Annotated in this window: 16 protein-coding genes; 12 read left to right on the top strand and 4 right to left on the bottom strand. The window is 69.7% G+C overall.

The window, feature by feature from the left end:
• The first annotated feature begins 230 nt into the window (after positions 1-230).
• The 3 genes from ACXAID_RS01490 to ACXAID_RS01500 all read left to right on the top strand — a co-directional run bounded on the left by ACXAID_RS01490 (position 231) and on the right by ACXAID_RS01500 (position 3,049).
• Positions 231-1,661: a WS/DGAT/MGAT family O-acyltransferase gene (locus tag ACXAID_RS01490; RefSeq protein WP_475020399.1), complete on the top strand. Its 1,431-nt coding sequence runs from the start codon at positions 231-233 to the stop codon at positions 1,659-1,661.
• 220 nt (positions 1,662-1,881) lie between these two features.
• Positions 1,882-2,484, top strand: coding sequence for a hypothetical protein (locus tag ACXAID_RS01495; protein ID WP_475020400.1), 603 nt, complete (start codon positions 1,882-1,884; stop codon positions 2,482-2,484).
• A 4-nt stretch (positions 2,485-2,488) separates the two neighbouring features.
• Positions 2,489-3,049 (top strand): hypothetical protein, encoded by a 561-nt coding sequence (locus ACXAID_RS01500; RefSeq protein ID WP_475020401.1) that lies wholly within the window; start codon positions 2,489-2,491, stop codon positions 3,047-3,049.
• Positions 3,050-3,068: 19 nt separating this feature from the next.
• Here the strand turns inward: ACXAID_RS01500 and ACXAID_RS01505 are convergent, their stop codons facing one another.
• Positions 3,069-3,323: a DUF2631 domain-containing protein gene (locus ACXAID_RS01505; protein WP_475020402.1), complete on the bottom strand. Its 255-nt coding sequence runs from the start codon at positions 3,321-3,323 to the stop codon at positions 3,069-3,071.
• Between the two features lie 108 nt (positions 3,324-3,431).
• Between ACXAID_RS01505 and ACXAID_RS01510 the strand changes: the two genes are divergently transcribed.
• Positions 3,432-4,280: a mycofactocin-coupled SDR family oxidoreductase gene (locus ACXAID_RS01510; protein ID WP_475020403.1), complete on the top strand. Its 849-nt coding sequence runs from the start codon at positions 3,432-3,434 to the stop codon at positions 4,278-4,280.
• Between the two features lie 53 nt (positions 4,281-4,333).
• Here the strand turns inward: ACXAID_RS01510 and ACXAID_RS01515 are convergent, their stop codons facing one another.
• Entirely contained in the window at positions 4,334-5,668 is a 1,335-nt protein-coding gene (locus ACXAID_RS01515) for a cryptochrome/photolyase family protein (RefSeq protein ID WP_475020404.1), read from the bottom strand.
• Between the two features lie 72 nt (positions 5,669-5,740).
• On the opposite strand from ACXAID_RS01515, the gene ACXAID_RS01520 reads away from it, so the two are divergent.
• Both ACXAID_RS01520 and puuE read left to right on the top strand, forming a co-directional pair.
• Positions 5,741-6,622 (top strand): TIGR03619 family F420-dependent LLM class oxidoreductase, encoded by an 882-nt coding sequence (locus ACXAID_RS01520; RefSeq protein WP_475020405.1) that lies wholly within the window; start codon positions 5,741-5,743, stop codon positions 6,620-6,622.
• Between the two features lie 75 nt (positions 6,623-6,697).
• A complete protein-coding gene (gene puuE, locus ACXAID_RS01525; protein ID WP_475020406.1) occupies positions 6,698-7,618 on the top strand; it encodes an allantoinase PuuE in 921 nt (306 codons plus the stop codon).
• A 24-nt stretch (positions 7,619-7,642) separates the two neighbouring features.
• Here puuE and ACXAID_RS01530 read toward each other — a convergent pair whose 3' ends face one another.
• Complete coding sequence (locus tag ACXAID_RS01530) at positions 7,643-8,164, bottom strand: fasciclin domain-containing protein (RefSeq protein WP_475020428.1); 522 nt, start codon at positions 8,162-8,164, stop codon at positions 7,643-7,645.
• 231 nt (positions 8,165-8,395) lie between these two features.
• A complete protein-coding gene (locus tag ACXAID_RS01535) occupies positions 8,396-9,079 on the bottom strand; it encodes a fasciclin domain-containing protein (RefSeq protein ID WP_475020429.1) in 684 nt (227 codons plus the stop codon).
• Between the two features lie 190 nt (positions 9,080-9,269).
• Between ACXAID_RS01535 and dxr the strand changes: the two genes are divergently transcribed.
• The 6 genes from dxr to ACXAID_RS01565 all read left to right on the top strand — a co-directional run bounded on the left by dxr (position 9,270) and on the right by ACXAID_RS01565 (position 16,455).
• Positions 9,270-10,472 carry a 1-deoxy-D-xylulose-5-phosphate reductoisomerase gene (gene dxr / locus ACXAID_RS01540; RefSeq protein ID WP_475020407.1) on the top strand — a complete coding sequence of 401 codons (1,203 nt, stop codon included), beginning with the start codon at positions 9,270-9,272 and terminating at the stop codon, positions 10,470-10,472.
• 14 nt (positions 10,473-10,486) lie between these two features.
• On the top strand, positions 10,487-11,728 hold the full coding sequence (locus ACXAID_RS01545) for a M50 family metallopeptidase (RefSeq protein ID WP_475020408.1): 1,242 nt from the start codon (positions 10,487-10,489) through the stop codon (positions 11,726-11,728).
• Positions 11,729-11,764: 36 nt separating this feature from the next.
• On the top strand, positions 11,765-12,919 hold the full coding sequence (gene ispG, locus ACXAID_RS01550) for a flavodoxin-dependent (E)-4-hydroxy-3-methylbut-2-enyl-diphosphate synthase (protein ID WP_475020409.1): 1,155 nt from the start codon (positions 11,765-11,767) through the stop codon (positions 12,917-12,919).
• Between the two features lie 55 nt (positions 12,920-12,974).
• Positions 12,975-13,829 (top strand): GNAT family N-acetyltransferase, encoded by an 855-nt coding sequence (locus tag ACXAID_RS01555; RefSeq protein WP_475020410.1) that lies wholly within the window; start codon positions 12,975-12,977, stop codon positions 13,827-13,829.
• Positions 13,830-13,861: 32 nt separating this feature from the next.
• Positions 13,862-14,539: a GNAT family N-acetyltransferase gene (locus tag ACXAID_RS01560; RefSeq protein WP_475020411.1), complete on the top strand. Its 678-nt coding sequence runs from the start codon at positions 13,862-13,864 to the stop codon at positions 14,537-14,539.
• Between the two features lie 101 nt (positions 14,540-14,640).
• Entirely contained in the window at positions 14,641-16,455 is a 1,815-nt protein-coding gene (locus tag ACXAID_RS01565) for a penicillin-binding transpeptidase domain-containing protein (protein ID WP_475020412.1), read from the top strand.
• Positions 16,456-16,550 lie beyond the last annotated feature (95 nt).

Below are 16,550 nucleotides of genomic sequence, written 5' to 3' on the forward strand. Positions count from 1 at the left end.
ATTCATCTGCCGCTGCATACCGAGCCTCCCGTCGCATGCCCCGTGGGGTCGAGACTGCCAGTTTACAAACACCGCGGCACCTGTCACGGCATGTGTCACCGCGGCCGTCCGCGACGCCGCAGGGTCACCCAACAAGCGGCTTCGGTCTGGTCGAATGTGAGCCGGGGCGGGAGAAACGCCGGCCGAATGGGTACCAGGTCCACGGTACCGACGCGACGAACGGGGGACTGGTGAAGCGGCTCAACGGTGTGGACGCGATGATGCTCTACAGCGAGACGCCCGAGATACACATGCACACCCTCAAGGTCGGGGTCCTCGATGTGTCGGCGGTCGACGGCTACGACTTCGACCTGTTTCGCCGGATGGCGCTGCCGCGTCTGCATGCGCTGGCTCCGCTGCGCTACCAACTGGTCGACATCCCGCTGAAGTTCCACCACCCGATGTGGGTGCAGAACGCCGAGATCGACCTGGACTACCACGTCCGCCGCGCCCGGGTCCCCGCGCCGGGCGGGCGCCGCGAACTCGACCAGTTGATCGGTGAGATCGCGAGCACCCCGCTGGACCGCAGCCGTCCGCTGTGGGAGATGTACGTGGCGGAAGGCTTGGCGGACAACCGCATCGCCGTCATTCACAAGGTGCACCATGTGCTCGCCGACGGTGTGGCCTCGGCCAACCAGCTGGCGATGGCCATCGGACCCCGTGAGCCCGAGGTGGGCGGACAGCTGGACGAGGTGCCCGCGGAGTCGCGCGCACCGGGAAACCTGCTCCGGGAGGCCGGGCGCGACCACGTGCGCCAGCTCCGCCGGCTGCCCCGGCTGGTCGGCGAGACCGCGGCCGGGGTGGCGCGGGTGCGGCAACGTTCCGCCGAGCGCGGAGCCCACCCCGACCTGGCCCGCAACTTCGCTCCGCCGCCGACCTTCGTCAACCACGTCGTGTCACCGGGAAGGCGGTTCGCGACGGCCGCGTTGGCGCTCGCCGACGTCAAAGAGACCGCCAAACATCTCGACGTCACCCTCAACGACGTCGTGCTGGCCACCGCCGCCGGGGCGTTGCGCCGACTGCAGCTGCGTTACGACGGGAAGGCCGACGCGCCCCTGATCGCCGGGGTGCCGGTGAGCTTCAACCCCTCACCGCATCGGCTGATGGGCAACGAGTTCACCTACATGACGCCGTCGTTGCCGGTGCACGTCGACGACCCGCTCGAGCGGGTTCGGCTGACCTCGACCTCGACCGCGATCGCCAAGGAGAACCACAACCTGCTCGGGCCGACGCTGCTGCCGTCCTGGCTGACCTACCTGCCGCCCGCCACCACCCCGCGCATCTTCCGGATGCAGGCGCGCCGGATCGAATCGGCGATGGTCATGAACCTGACGGTGTCCAACGTTCCCGGCCCCCGCGAACGAGGTGTCATCGAAGGCGCAGTCGTCAGCGAGATCTACTCCGTCGGCCCGATCGTGGCCGGAAGCGGCATGAACATCACGGTGTGGAGCTACGTCGACCAACTGTCGCTGTCGGTGCTCACCGACGACCGGACCCTCAAGGACCCGCACGAGGCCACCGATGCGCTGCTCGAGGCGTTCGCCGAGATCCGCCGCGCCGCCGGACTGCCTGCCGAGTCGACGCCGGTGTCGACGGCGATGCCGCCTGCCCCGGCGTTGTGATACCCACCTGAGTACGGAAACAGTTGTTCGGCCCGTCGTTTCGCAATGCCGGCACCGTGCGTCGTTGAATGCGTCACCCAACGAACACTTTACAGATCGTCGTCCAAGTGTCACGCTGTGTTCGGCGCGCCGAACACGGAGCGCCCGAGGGTGGCGTGATGACAGCGACGACGTTCAGCCGGTGGAGATGACGCCCAGACGACCGCCGGGGAGGCAGACGGTGAGTGCCCACACGATCGATGCCGACGGGTTGGTGCCGTTCGTGCGCAAAGGTTCTGGTGTGCGGATGAGCGGTGAGCACCTGCTCGCCTACGATCTCGCCGTGCTCGCCCTCGACGTCGGGGCGGTCGTCGGCGCGGCCGGCGGCTGGCTGTGCGACCGGGTCAGGGCCGGGTGGCGGGTCACCGTGCACACGCCGGCGCCGGTCGACACCAGCTCCCTGATGATCCTCGGGCTGCGCACCGCCGACGGCGCCAGCGGGATCGAACTGCTGTCCCGGCAGCGGCCCGCGGCGCTGGCGATCGACGCGCGGCTCATCGCCCGCGACGACCCGATCCGCCGTGCGGTGCTCAGCGCCGTCGACGGTGCCCGCACCGAGGTCACCGTGTGGGGGGAGACCGCGCTGGTGTCCGGAGACCGCCGCTTCCACCGGGTCAGCCACCGGCTCAGCGCCGCCGCCGTGGCGTTCAAAGGGCGGGCGCTGACCTCATCCGGCACGTCGATGCCCGATCTGCACGTCGAGGAGTTCCACAGCGCCGCCCTGTGGTACCCGCCGGACGGCACGGACCTCGCGCCGGTACGTTCCGCGGGTGCGGCCGGATAGCGCGATGGGATCGCGACGGTCCCACCCCGAGGACCCGACAGCCACCGGCTTGGGCCGGCCGCAGCGTCCCCGGCTGCTGGTGTGGGGCTCGGGGATGACCGAGGTCGTCGCCGCCGTCGGCGGTTACCTGTGTGACCAGGCCCGCTACGGCTGGGATGTCACGGTACTGCTCGCCGACGACTGTGATGTCCGGCCGCTGACCATCCTCGGCGCCGCCGCGCGGCGCCAGCGGGCCGACGTCGAGTCGGTGTTCGGTGGCCTGGGCCGCGGCGAAGCACTCATGATCGGCGCCGAACAGCTGAACCGCGGCGCCGAGGTGCGCCGGGCGCTGTCGCGCATCACCTGCCGAGGAACCAACGACGTCACCGTGTGGGGGGAGCCGATGCACGTCCGGCCCGACGCGGGCCTGGAACCCGCCGCGCACCGGTTGAGTTCGGCGGCGCGGGTGTTCAAGGCGCACGCGCTGGCCGCCGGCGGTGCGCCGCCGTGTCCGGCCGGAGTGGTCGAAGCCACCGAGTCCCTGTACCGGATTCGCCGCCCGTTGCGTCGGCTCCACCCGGTCTAGCCAGATCCGGCCCGGACGGCTACCGCGTCTCGCGGTTGCGCTCCACGTACCAGCTGCGCGCGACCAGGGCCAGCACCAATACGGCGAACCCGATCATGAACCAGTCCTCGACGTGGCCGACGTGGTTGCCGTGCGTCAGCAGCAGCAGAAACGCGGCGGCCAGCAGCCCGCCGATCTGCTTGACCCGAGGGTTCTCCTTCGACCAGCCCCACTCCGCCGACGGCACCTCCTCGACGTCGACGCCGGTGTGACGCTCCACCTCGGTGCTTGCCACGGCTGCTCCTCACGTCGGAATACCTGAGGGTCATTTTTGCACAGCACTACTACGCCCTGCCGTAGGAGTCCGCACCGGCCGCGAACCCCGACAGTAGGCTGGCCGGTCATGGCCACCCCAGCGTCGCGCGGTCTGCTCCACGACAAGGTCGTCTTCATCACCGGTGCCGCCCGCGGGCAGGGCCGCGCGCACGCGGTCCGGTTCGCCGAGGAAGGCGCCGACGTGATCGCCTTCGACCTGTGCGACCAGATCGACAGCGTCGCCTACCCGATGGCCACCCCCGAGGATCTCGAGGAGACGGTGCGTCTTGTCGAGAAGACCGGGCGGCGCATCATCGCCGAGCACGGCGACGTCCGGGACCGTGACCGGCTGGCCGCCGCGGTGCAACGGGGCGTCGACGAACTCGGCCGCCTGGACTTCGTGCTCGCCAACGCCGGCATCCTGCCCGCCGCCGGGCAGGCCGGCAGCTCGATCACCGCATTCACCGACGCGGTCGCGGTCATGCTCAACGGCGTCTACTTCACCATCGACGCCGCCCTGCCCGCCCTGCTGCGCAACCCCGACGGCGGTGCGATCGTGATCACCAGCTCAGCGGCCGGATTCACCTCGGTCAGCACCGAGCTGGGCACGATGAGCCACGGCGCGGCCGGATACACCGCCGCCAAACACGGGGTCGTCGGTGTGATGCGGCACTTCGCCCGGTCGCTGGCCGAGAAGAACATCCGGGTCAACTCGGTGCACCCCGGCGGTGTCGCCACACCGATGGTTCTCAACGAAGCCATGGCCGAGTGGGCCGGCCAGCACCCCTCGTTCAGCGAGGCCCAGCAGCCGCTGCTGGGTCTCCCGATGATGGAACCCCGCGACGTCAGCGACGCGATGGTCTATCTCTGCGGACCCACCGGGCGCTACCTCACCGGCGTCGCGCTGCCCGTCGACGCCGGGCAGACGTTGAAGTAGCCGCGCTAGTTCAACGCGCCGTACCGGTCTCACTTGATGGCGCCGTACCGACCTCACTTGATGGCGCCGTACCGGCGCAAGGCCTCCTGGCGCTCCTGTTTGTGATCCACCATCGGCTCCGGATAGCCGCCCGGCCGGGCGCCGTCGAGTCTGTGCACGTCGACGCCCGCCAGTTCGGGCACCCACCGGCGGATGTAGTCACCGGACGGGTCGAACTTGGCGCCCTGCGTCGTCGGGTTGAACACCCGGAAGTACGGCGCGGCATCGGTGCCGCACCCGGCCGCCCACTGCCAGCCGTGCTGGTTGCTGGCCATGTCGCCGTCCACCAACTGCTCGAGGAACCAGCGCGCCCCCCACTGCCACGGCAGATGCAAGTCCTTGACCAGAAACGACGCCACGATCATCCGCACCCGGTTGTGCACGAAGCCGGTTGCGGCCAGCTGACGCATGCCGGCGTCGACGATCGGGAAACCGGTCTTGCCCGACTTCCACGCTTCGAAGGCCCGCTGCGCCTCGGGTCCCTCGTCGACCTCGATCCCGTCGAAGCTGTGGTTCCAGTTCCACCAGGTGCTTTCCGGCCACTCGTGCAGCACCGAGGCGTAGAAGTCGCGGAACGCCAGTTCCCGCAGATAGGCCTGGGCCCCCTTCCCCGCGCCCAGATCAGCGGCCAGCGTGCGCGGGTGCACGGTGCCGAACTTCAGGTGCGCCGACATGCGGCTGCTGGCATCCAGATCGGGTCGGTCCCGGTCCTCGGCGTAACCGGTCAGGCCACTGCGCCGGAACTCCTCCCACTGCCGCCGCGCCGCCCGCTCGCCGGCGGGACACTCGAGTTCGACACCTGCGTCGGGCAGATCGGACAGGCCCGGTCGGCCCGGCACGTCGTCGGGGTCGACCCAGTTCGCGGTCGCCTGCCCCGAGTCGGCCGGCCTGCGCCACCCGTGCCTGCGCCAGGCGTCGTAGTACGGCGTGAACACCTTGTAGGGGGTGCCGTCGGATTTGGTGACCCGCCCCGGCGACACCAGGTAGGGCGATCCGGTGGCCACCAGCTCGACGTCGCCGAGCGCCTCGCGCACCTGCTCGTCGCGGCGCCTGCCGAACGGTGCGAAATCCTCCGACACGTGCACGGTCGCGGCTCCGACCGCCTTGGCCAGCGCCGGGATCCGCTTCCTCGGGTCGCCCCGGGCTATCAGCAGCCTGCCGCCCAGCTGTTCGTGCAGGTCACGCAGCGCGTCGTAGAGGTACTGCAGACGACGTGGGCCGGCCGAGGCCTTCAGCCGGGGATCGAGGACGTAGCAGGCCAGCACCTCGTCGTCGTGGTCGGCGGCCGCGAGCAGCGCGGGATGGTCAGACAGCCGCAGATCGCGGCGAAACCACAACACGGCGGGCATGGCATTGATGCTGCCCGCAATCTCCGATAGAGAAACACCAAAGCGCAGCATCGTCACACCTGGAGGAGCACCGTGCAGTTCTGGTCGGGTACCGCGTTCATGCCAACCACCGATGCCGTCCCGCTGGCGCGGATGCTCGACGACGCCGGCTACGACGGGATGGTCACCTCGGACCACATGATCTATCCGCGCCGGCTGCAGTCCACTTACCCGGACTCCGACAGCGGCACCCCGCCGTGGCCGCCCGAGACGCCCTGGCCGGACGCCTGGGTGCTGACCGGGGCGATGGCCGCGGTGACCCGGCGGCTGCGGTTCTCCAACGCGGTCTACATCGCCCCCGCGCGGCCGCTGCTGGAGGTGGCCAAGCAGGTGGCCACCGCGGCCGTCGTCGCCGACGGCCGGGTGGCGCTGGCGGTCGGTGTCGGCTGGATGCGCGAGGAATACGACCTGATGGGTCAGGAGTTCAGCACCCGGGGCAAGCGCCTGGACGAAATGATCCCGGCGTTGCGCGCGCTGTGGCGGGGCGGGTGGGTGTCCTGGCAGGGCGAGCACTACCAGGTGCCGGAGATGATGATCGAACCGCACCCGCCCCGACCGGTGCCGATACTGGCCGGCGGCGAATCCGAGGCGGCGTTGCGCCGCGCGGCGCGACTGTGCGACGGCTGGGTGGGGTACGCCTACACCCTCGAGGAGGCCACCCGCTACGCCCGGCGACTGACCGAGCTGCGCACCAGCTACGGGCGCGGTGACGAACCGTTCGAGATCCTGCTCGCGCTGCTGGATCCGCCGACGCCGGAGCTGTACCTGCGTGCGCGCGACGCCGGCATCACCGCGGTGATGTGCGCGCCGTGGATGGGCGCCGCCGACACCGGCGACACCTCCGGCGGGGTGGAGCGGTTCCGCGCACCGATCGAGCGGTTCGCCGAGACGATCATCGCCAAGGTCAGCCGGTGACGGACCCAGCGTGATGTCGGACTCGTCGCGGCGCACCGGCCGACGATCCGGTGACGGGCCTGCCAGAATGCCTGCATGATCTCCGGGCAGGCCGACAGCTATCCGCGCGACATGGTCGGCTATGGCGCCCACCCGCCGCATCCGCAGTGGCCCGGCGGCGCCAAGATCGCGGTGCAGTTCGTCCTCAACTACGAGGAAGGTGCCGAGAACAACGTGCTGCACGGTGACCCGGCCTCGGAGACATTCCTCTCCGAAATCGTTGCCGCCCAGCCCTTCCCGAACCGTCACATGAGCATGGAGTCGCTGTACGAGTACGGCTCCCGGGCCGGTTTGTGGCGGGTGCTGCGGGCTTTCGACCGACGCGGGCTCCCGCTGACCATCTTCGGTGTCGCGATGGCACTGGCCCGCAACCCCGAAGCGGTGGCGGCATTTCAGGCCCGCGGCGACGAGATCGCCTGCCACGGGCTGCGCTGGATCAGCTATCAGCTGATCGAGCCCGAGGTGGAGCGGGAGCACCTGGCCGAGGCGGTCGCGCTGATGAACCAGGTCACCGGCACCGCGCCACTGGGCTGGTACACCGGCAGGGATTCCCCGCAGACCCGCCGGCTGCTCGTCGAGCACGGCGGTTTCGTCTACGACTCCGACTCCTACGCCGACGACCTGCCCTACTGGACCCGGGTGGCCGAGACCGACCATCTGGTGGTGCCCTACACCCTGGACACCAACGACATGCGGTTCGCGATCGCCGGCGGATTCCCCAGCGGCGACGAGTTCTTCACCCACCTGCGCGACGCATTCGACGTGCTCTACGCCGAGGGTGCGGCCGGCGCACCGAAGATGCTGTCCATCGGACTGCACTGCCGGCTCGCCGGCCGCCCCGCGCGCACCGCGGCACTGGAACGGTTCCTCGACCATGTGCAATCACACGACGACGTGTGGGTGGCGCGCCGCATCGACATCGCCAGGCACTGGATCGAACACTTCCCGCCCAGCTGACACCGCCGGGTCCCGGTGCCCGGCTCACATGGGCGGCATCAGCACCGAATCGATCAGATACACGGTCGCGTTGGCGGTCTGAACGCCTCCGCAGATCACCGATGCCTCGTTGACCTTCAGATCATCCGGGTGCCCGGTCACGGTGAGGTCGCGCCCCTCGACAGTGGTGTGGGTTCCGATCACCTGCTCGGGTGCGGCCTGGCCGGGCACCACGTGGTAGGTGAGGATGCTGGTCAGCAGCGGTGCGTCGGTGGCGAGCTGATCGAGGGTGGCCTGATCGAGCTTGGCGAACGCCGCGTCGGTGGGGGCGAACACGGTGAACTGCCCGCTGTCGAGTGTCTCGACCAGATTCACCTGCGGATTGAGCTGCCCGGAAACGGCTTTGGTCAACGTGGTGAGCAGCGGGTTGTTCGAGGCGGCAACGGTCAACGGCGCCGGAGCCATGCCCTGCACCGAACCCGGGCCCTCGGGAACCTGCTCGACGTAGGCCGCGCAGCCCGGGCCCATCGGTTGTGCCCCCGCGGTCGCAGCCGTTCCCAGTGACATCCCGATTGCCGCGGCTGCGGCGAACCCGGTTGCTGCCCAGGTCTTCTTGTTCATCCCCATGGTCTCGCTCTCCTTGTCCGGTGACGTCTTACATCTGTGATTCGGAGTGGATGAGCGTTCGGATGGGTTGTAGCGCAAAACTTTTGATGTTCCTGGACGGTGGCGGGCGAAAACGCGAATCCCCTCACCCGCGTTGCGCGGGCGAGGGGATCCGAAAGCCGTGGCGGCCGGTCAGTTGGCCGGCGGCATCAGCACGGTGTCGATCATGTACACGGTCGCATTGGCGGTCTGCACCCCGCCGCACACCAGGCCTGCGTCGTTGACCATCAGGTCGTCGCCTTCCCCGGTCACGGTCACAGTCGCGCCCTGGACGGTCTCGTGCTCACCGGGGACCTGATCCGGGCCCGCCTGACCGGGAACCACGTGATAGGTCAGGATGCTGGTCAACAGATCGGAGTCGGTCTGCAGGGTTTCGATGGTGGCCGGATCGAGCTTGCCGAAGGCGTCGTCGGTGGGGGCGAACACGGTGAACTCGCCGCCGTCGAGTGTCTCGACGAGGTTGACGTCCGGGTTGAGCTGACCCGACAGCGCCTGGGTCAACGTGGTGAGCATCGGGTTGTTCGACGCCGCTACGGTGACCGGTTCGGCGGCCATCCCCGCCACCGAGCCCGGACCGGTGGGGACCTGCTCGGCGTAGGCGGCGCACCCGCTGCCGATCAGGTTGGCCGCCGGGTCGGCCATCGTGCTTGTCGTCGGGGCCATCGAGGTGGTGGGTTCCGCCGCTGCCGACGTGGTGGCGGTCTCGCTCGTCGCCGAGGTCTCCTCGGTGCTGTCGCTCGAGCACGCGGCTACCCCGAGCATCGCCGCGGCGGCCACGCCGGCTGCGGCGATCGACTTCCGGTTGACGGTGATCATCACATTCATCCCTTCACGTCTTTCGTTGACGGACGGTCCGCCCGTTGTGCTGACACCGGGGATTCATCGCCGCGCACGCTGCGGATGGGTGACGGCCCCCGACGTCACAGTGACGTCACAATTGGGCGGCCCCGTCGCGCCGTCGGCGGCGGGATGCGGCGACGTGGGCGTGACACGGCACAATGAACCCGTGAGTCGCGATCGGCAGCAGCAGGACAGGATCCGTGTGCTGATCCTGGGCAGCACCGGTTCGATCGGCACCCAGGCGCTCGAGGTCATCGCGGCCAACCCGGACCGCTTCGAGATCGTCGGGCTGGCCGCCGGCGGCGGCAACGTCGAATTGCTGGCCAGGCAGCGCGCCGAGACCGGGGTGACGAACATCGCCGTCGCCGACCCCGCCGCCGCCGACCGTCTCGGCGACGTGACCTACTCCGGTCCGCGGGCGGTGACCCGGCTGATCGAGGGCACCGCCGCGACCACAGGTGTCGACGTCGTGCTCAACGCGCTGGTCGGGGCGCTGGGACTGGAACCCACCCTGGCCGCGCTGGGCACCGGGGCACGGTTGGCGCTGGCGAACAAGGAATCACTGGTGGCCGGCGGACCGCTGGTGCTGGCCGCCGCCGCGCCCGGGCAACTCGTGCCGGTCGATTCGGAGCATTCCGCGCTGGCGCAATGCCTGCGCGGCGGCACCGCAGACGAAGTCGCCAGGCTGGTCCTGACCGCCTCCGGCGGCCCGTTCCGGGGCTGGACCGCCGCCCAGCTCGAAGACGTCACCCCCGAGCAGGCGGGAACGCATCCCACCTGGTCGATGGGCCCGATGAACACGCTGAACTCGGCCTCGCTGGTCAACAAGGGCCTCGAGCTGATCGAGACGCACCTGTTGTTCGGAATCGACTACGACCGCATCGACGTGGTGGTGCATCCGCAGTCGATCGTGCACTCGATGGTCACCTTCACCGACGGATCCACCCTCGCGCAGGCCAGCCCACCCGATATGAAGCTGCCGATCGCGCTGGCCCTGGGCTGGCCGGCCCGGGTGGCCGGCGCGGCGTTGCCCTGCGACTTCAGCACCGCCGCACGGTGGGAGTTCGAGCCGCTGGACGACGAGGTGTTCCCCGCGGTGGACCTGGCCCGGGAAGCGGGTCGCCGCGGCGGGTGCCTGACCGCGGTCTACAACGCCGCCAACGAGCAGGCCGCCGAGGCCTTCCTCGCCGGTGCCATAGCGTTCCCGGCGATCGTGCGCACCGTGGAGAAGGTGCTGCGCGCTGCCGACCAGTGGGCCGCGCAACCAGCTACCGTGGATGACGTACTCGACGCGCAGGACTGGGCCCGGGACCGGGCCCGGCGCGCCGTCGGGCGTGACTACGCAGATTCGGCAAGATCCAGGAGATAGGGACCGCCCGCCTCATGATGTTCGTGATCGGCGTCGTGCTTTTCGCACTCGCCATCCTGCTGTCGGTGGCCCTGCACGAGTGCGGCCACATGTGGGTCGCCCGCGCCACCGGGATGAAGGTGCGCCGCTACTTCGTCGGGTTCGGCCCCACGCTGTGGTCGACGCGGCGGGCCAACAGGCTCGGCTCGACCGAGTACGGCATCAAGGCCGTTCCGCTCGGCGGCTTCTGTGACATCGCCGGCATGACCTCGGTCGAGGAACTCGACCCCGAGGACCGCCCCTACGCCATGTACCGGCAGAAGACCTGGAAACGCGTCGCGGTGCTGGCCGCCGGCCCCGGGATGAACTTCGTCATCGGGTTCGCGCTGATCTACGCGATCGCGATCGTCTGGGGTCTGCCGAACCTCAACCAGCCCACCACCGCCATGGTGGGGGAGACCTCCTGCGTGAAGTCCGAGGTCAGGCAGGGCGAACTCGGTGACTGCATCGTGTCCAGCCCGGCCGCGGCCGCCGGCATCGAGGCCGGCGACGTCGTGGTCAAGGTCGCAGACACCCCGGTGGCCGACTTCGACGAGCTGGTCACCGCGGTACGGCCGCTGAACGGCCCGACCGAGTTCACCGTGCAGCGCGACCGCGACGGAAGCAGCGAACAGTTCACCACCGTCGTCGACGTCACCCCGAGTCAGCGCTACGTCGCCGGCGACGGTGCCGAGGCCGAGCCGGTCCCGACCGACGTCGGCACCATCGGCGTCGTGGCCGCGGTGTTCGGACCCACCCAGTACAACCCGCTGGCCGCGGTACCGGCCACCTTCGCCTTCACCGGCGACCTCGCCGTCGAGCTGGGCAAGGCGCTGGCCAAGATCCCCACCAAGGTCGGCGCGCTGGTCGAGTCGATCGGCGGCGGGGAACGCGACCCCGAGACGCCGATCAGCGTGGTCGGTGCCAGCATCATCGGCGGCGACACCGTCGACCAGGGGCTGTGGGTGGCCTTCTGGTTCTTCCTGGCCCAGCTGAACTTCGTGCTCGGCGCGGTCAACCTCATCCCGCTGCTGCCGTTCGACGGCGGGCACATCGCCATCGCCGTGTTCGAGAAGATCCGCAACCTGTTCCGGTCCGCGCGCGGCATGGTCGCCGCGGCCCCGGTGAACTACCTGAAGTTGATGCCGGCCACCTACGTCGTGCTGGTGGTGGTGGCCGGGTACATGCTGTTGACGGTCACCGCCGACTTCGTCAACCCGATCAGACCATTCCAATAGCTTCAACAGGGTCCCTGAGGATCCGGAAGGACACTGATGACCTCGATAGGTCTGGGGATGCCGGCGCCGCCCGCGCCGGTGCTGGCCCCGCGTCGGACGACCCGTCAACTGATGGTCCGTGATGTCGGCGTCGGCAGCGACCATCCCATCTCGGTGCAGTCGATGTGCACCACGAAAACCCACGACATCAACTCGACGCTGCAGCAGATCGCCGAGCTCACCGCATCGGGATGCGACATCGTCCGGGTGGCCTGCCCACGCCAGGAAGACGCCGACGCCCTGCCGGCGATCGCGCAGAAGTCGAAGATCCCGGTGATCGCCGACATCCACTTCCAGCCCAAGTACATCTTCGCCGCGATCGACGCGGGCTGTGCGGCGGTGCGGGTCAACCCGGGCAACATCAAGGAGTTCGACGGCCGGGTCGCCGAGGTCGCCAAGGCCGCCGGGGACGCCGGCATCCCGATTCGCATCGGCGTCAACGCCGGGTCGCTGGACAAGCGGTTCATGGAGAAGTACGGCAAGGCCACTCCCGAGGCGCTCGTCGAGTCGGCGCTGTGGGAGGCCTCGCTGTTCGAGGAGCACGGCTTCGGCGACATCAAGATCAGCGTCAAGCACAACGACCCGGTGGTGATGGTCGCGGCCTACGAGCAGCTGGCCGAGCAGTGCGACTATCCCTTGCACCTGGGCGTCACCGAGGCCGGCCCGGCGTTCCAGGGCACCATCAAATCGGCGGTCGCGTTCGGCGCACTGCTGTCCCGGGGTATCGGCGACACCATCCGGGTCTCGCTGTCGGCGCCGCCGGCCGAGGAAGTCAAGGTGGGCAACCAGATCCTCGAGTCGCTCAACCTGCGGCCCCGGTCGCTGGAGATCGTGTCCTGCCCGTCGTGCGGGCGTGCCCAGGTCGACGTGTACACGTTGGCCAACGAGGTGAGCGCGGGACTCGAGGGCATGGAGGTGCCGCTGCGCGTCGCCGTGATGGGCTGTGTGGTCAACGGTCCGGGCGAGGCCCGGGAGGCCGACCTCGGAGTCGCCTCCGGCAACGGCAAGGGCCAGATCTTCGTCAAGGGCGAGGTCATCAAGACCGTCCCCGAAGCGAAGATCGTGGAGACATTGATCGAGGAGGCGCTTCGAATCGCCGAAGAAACCGGACTGGATGATGCCAGCGGTTCCCCGGTTGTGACCGTAAGCTAGACCCAGCCCCCCAGGTGTGGGGTCGGCTGCTCGGTTAGTCGCAGAAAGAGTCCAGATGTCGGCTCCTCCGCTGTTTCGTCTCGTCGACGAGCGAAGAGTGTCGGTGGTGCGCGACATCACCGCGGTGCGGCAGGTGCTCGACGAGGACCCGGTCGCGGCGTGCATGGTGGCAGCCCGAGTCGCCGAGCACGGTATCGACCCCGCCGCGATCGGCGGCGAGCTGTGGACCCACCGCCGGGCCAGTGAGTCGCTCTGCTACGCCGGGGCCAACCTGATTCCGCTGCGTGGCGCACCCGGTGACCTCAACGCCTTCGCCGACAAGGCTCTCAGCAGTGTCCGGCGATGCTCGTCGCTGGTGGGGCGCGCCGAGCTGGTGCTGCCGATGTGGCAGCGGCTCGAGCACGTGTGGGGTCCGGCCCGGGACGTGCGCTCCCATCAGCCGTTGATGGCGTTGACCACCGCGCCGGCGTGCCCGGTCGACCCCGCCGTGCGTCCGGTGCGCATGGAGGAGCTCGACGCCTACCTGGTCGCGGCCGTCGACATGTTCATCGGTGAGGTCGGCATCGATCCACGCCTCGGTGACGGTGGCCGGGGCTATCGGCGCCGGGTGGCCTCGTTGATCGCCGCCGGACGGGCCTGGGCCCGGTTCGAGCGGGGTCAGGTCGTGTTCAAGGCCGAGGTCGGCTCCCAGTCACCGGCCGTCGGCCAGATCCAGGGCGTGTGGGTGCACCCGGACTGGCGGGGCCGCGGCCTCGGGACCGCCGGAACCGCGACGCTGGCCGCAGCGGTGGTGGCCGGTGGGCGCATCGCGAGCCTGTACGTCAACAGCTTCAACACGGTCGCGCGGGCGACCTATTCGCGGATCGGTTTCTCCGAGATCGGCTCGTTCGCCACCGTGCTGCTGGACTGAGCGGCCAAGCGCAGGCCGTACGCTTCATCCCCATGACTGAGCACCACGTGTCGGCAGCCGAGACCGCCGAGCGGACCGCCATCGCCGACGCCCTGGTCCGGGCCCTCGACCGTCGCTACGAGGTGCTCGACGTCGTGGTGGACTCCGAGGACTACGACGCCGCGATCGAGGCCATCGCCGATCTGCTCGACACCCCGGAGGTGGCGGCCGAAGCGGTGCTGCGGTTGTCGTTCGACCGGTTGACCAGGGTTTCGCGTCGCCGCCTGGCCGCCGAACTGGAGAACCTCAGCGGCCGGTCGCCGATCTTCACCGCACCTGGGCAGTCGCCCGGCCGGGCCCGCCGGCTGATGCTGCGTCCGTTCACCGCCGACACCGATCGCGACATCTTCGCCATCCGCACCGAAGACATCCGGCTGGCCGGCGACGGCACCGCGACGCCGGCCGGCGACCTCGGCGACGAGATCCGCGACGCGGTGGCCCGCGTCGCCGCGGAGGAAGCGGTGTGGCTGGTCGCCGAGGTCGGCGCGACGAAGGTCGGGATGGTGTTCGGTGAGCTCGCCGACGGCGAGGTGGATGTGCGGATCTGGATCCATCCCCACTACCGCAAGCACGGGTACGGGACGGCCGCCCTGCGCGCCTCACGGTCGGAGCTTGCGGCGTACTTCCCGGCGGTGCCGCTGGTGGTGCGGGCGCCCGCAGCGGGAGCGTAGGGCAGGGCCGACCGGTCGGGCCCGCAGAAGTCGGATCTCGGCGGCGTCGGCGCGGTGCGCCTACGCCGAAATGAGATCGTTATTTCTTAACATTTGCCTCAATGGCAACACTGATCTCATCTGCAACACGCGTGGTCGGCTTGGTGACCTCGGCTGCGATGGTCGTCGCCCTCAGCGCGTGCACGCCGCGCCCGAATGGTCCCGAGCCCGCCGCGGAGAGGTTCTTCGCCGCGCTGGCCGAGGGCGACACCGCTGCTGCCAGCGAACTCGCCGACCGCCCCGACCTCGCCCGCGCCGCGCTCAACGAGGCGTGGGCGGGTCTGCAGGCCACCGGGCTGGATGCGCAGATCCTGAGCTCCAAATACGCCGAGGACACCGGCAGCATCGCCTACCGCTACACCTGGCACCTGCCCAAGGACCGGACCTGGACCTACGACGGCCAGCTGAACATGGTGCGCGACGAGGGGCGCTGGGAGGTGCGCTGGGCCGCCACCGACATCCATCCGCGGCTGGGCGAGAACCAGACCTTCGCACTGCGTGCCGACCCGCCGCCGCGCGCCTCGGTCAACGAGCGCAGCGGCACCAACGTGCTGGTACCCGGCTACCGGTATCACTTCGCGCTGGATGCGCACGAGGCGGGCGCCGCGCTGATGCCGACCGCACGGGTGATCAGCGATGCGCTGCGGCCCTTCGACGAGACACTCGACGCGCAGCGGCTCGCCGAACTGGCCAGCTCGATGAAGGGCCCGCTGAGCCTGATCACGCTGCGCAAGGACGACCACGATGCCGTCATCGGTGCGCTCGGCCCGATGCCGGGTGTCGTGGTGACCCCGCAGCCCGAAATGGTGCCCACCGACGACCATTTCGCGCCCACCCTGGTCGACGAGGTCAAGAAGACCGTCGCCGACGAACTCGACGGCACGCCCGGCTGGCGGGTGGTGACGGTCAACCAGAACAAGGTCGACGTCGACATCCTGCACGAGGTGGCCGGCGATCCGGCGCCGTCGGTGAGCATCAGCCTGGACCGCGCGGTTCAGGTCGCGGCCCAGAACCAGGTGGACAGCACCGACAAGCAGGCGATGATGGTCGTCATCCGGCCCTCCACCGGCGAGATCCTGGCCGTCGCGCAGAACGCGGCCGCGGACCGGGAGGGCCCGATCGCGACGATGGGTCTCTACCCGCCGGGTTCGACCTTCAAGATCGTCACCGCCGGCGCGGCCATCGAACGGGACATGGCCACCCCGAACACGCTGCTGGGCTGCCCGGGGCAGATGGACATCGGGCACCGGACCGTGCCCAACTACGGCGGGTTCGACCTCGGGACGGTGCCGATGTCGCGGGCGTTCGCCAGCTCCTGCAACACGACGTTCGCCGAACTGGCCAGCCGGATGCCGCCGCGGGGACTGACCCAGGCCGCCGCGCAGTACGGTATCGGGGCCGACTACCGCATCGCGGGCCTGTCCACCGTGACCGGGTCGGTGCCGCCCACGGTGAACCTCACCGAACGCACCGAGGACGGTTTCGGTCAGGGCAAGGTGCTGGCCAGTCCGTTCGGAATGGCGCTGGCCGCGGCGACCGTGGCCGCGGGCCACACGCCGGTGCCCAAGCTCATCGACGGCCGCGAGACCGAGATCACCGGCGAACCCGGACAGATCCCGGCCCAGGTGGTCGACAGCCTGCGGCCGATGATGCGGCTGGTGGTCACCAACGGCACGGCCGAGGACCTGCAGGGGGCCGGCGACGTGCGCGGCAAGACCGGCGAGGCCGAGTTCGTCGGCGGCTCGCATTCGTGGTTCACCGGCTACCGGGGCGACATGGCCTTCGCCGCGCTGATCGTCGGCGGCGGCAGTTCGGAGTACGCGGTGCGGATGGTCCGAGGCATGCTCGACTCGTTGCCGGCCGATTTCCTGGCCTGACGGCGGTACCGTGGAGGTGCCATGACCGACATCAACCACGGCCGAAGCCACCGCGTCGCCGACGCGGCGGTGGTGCGCGCACCCGACGCGGTCGA

The sequence above is a fragment of the Mycobacterium sp. ABE4_509 genome, assembly GCF_056160785.1.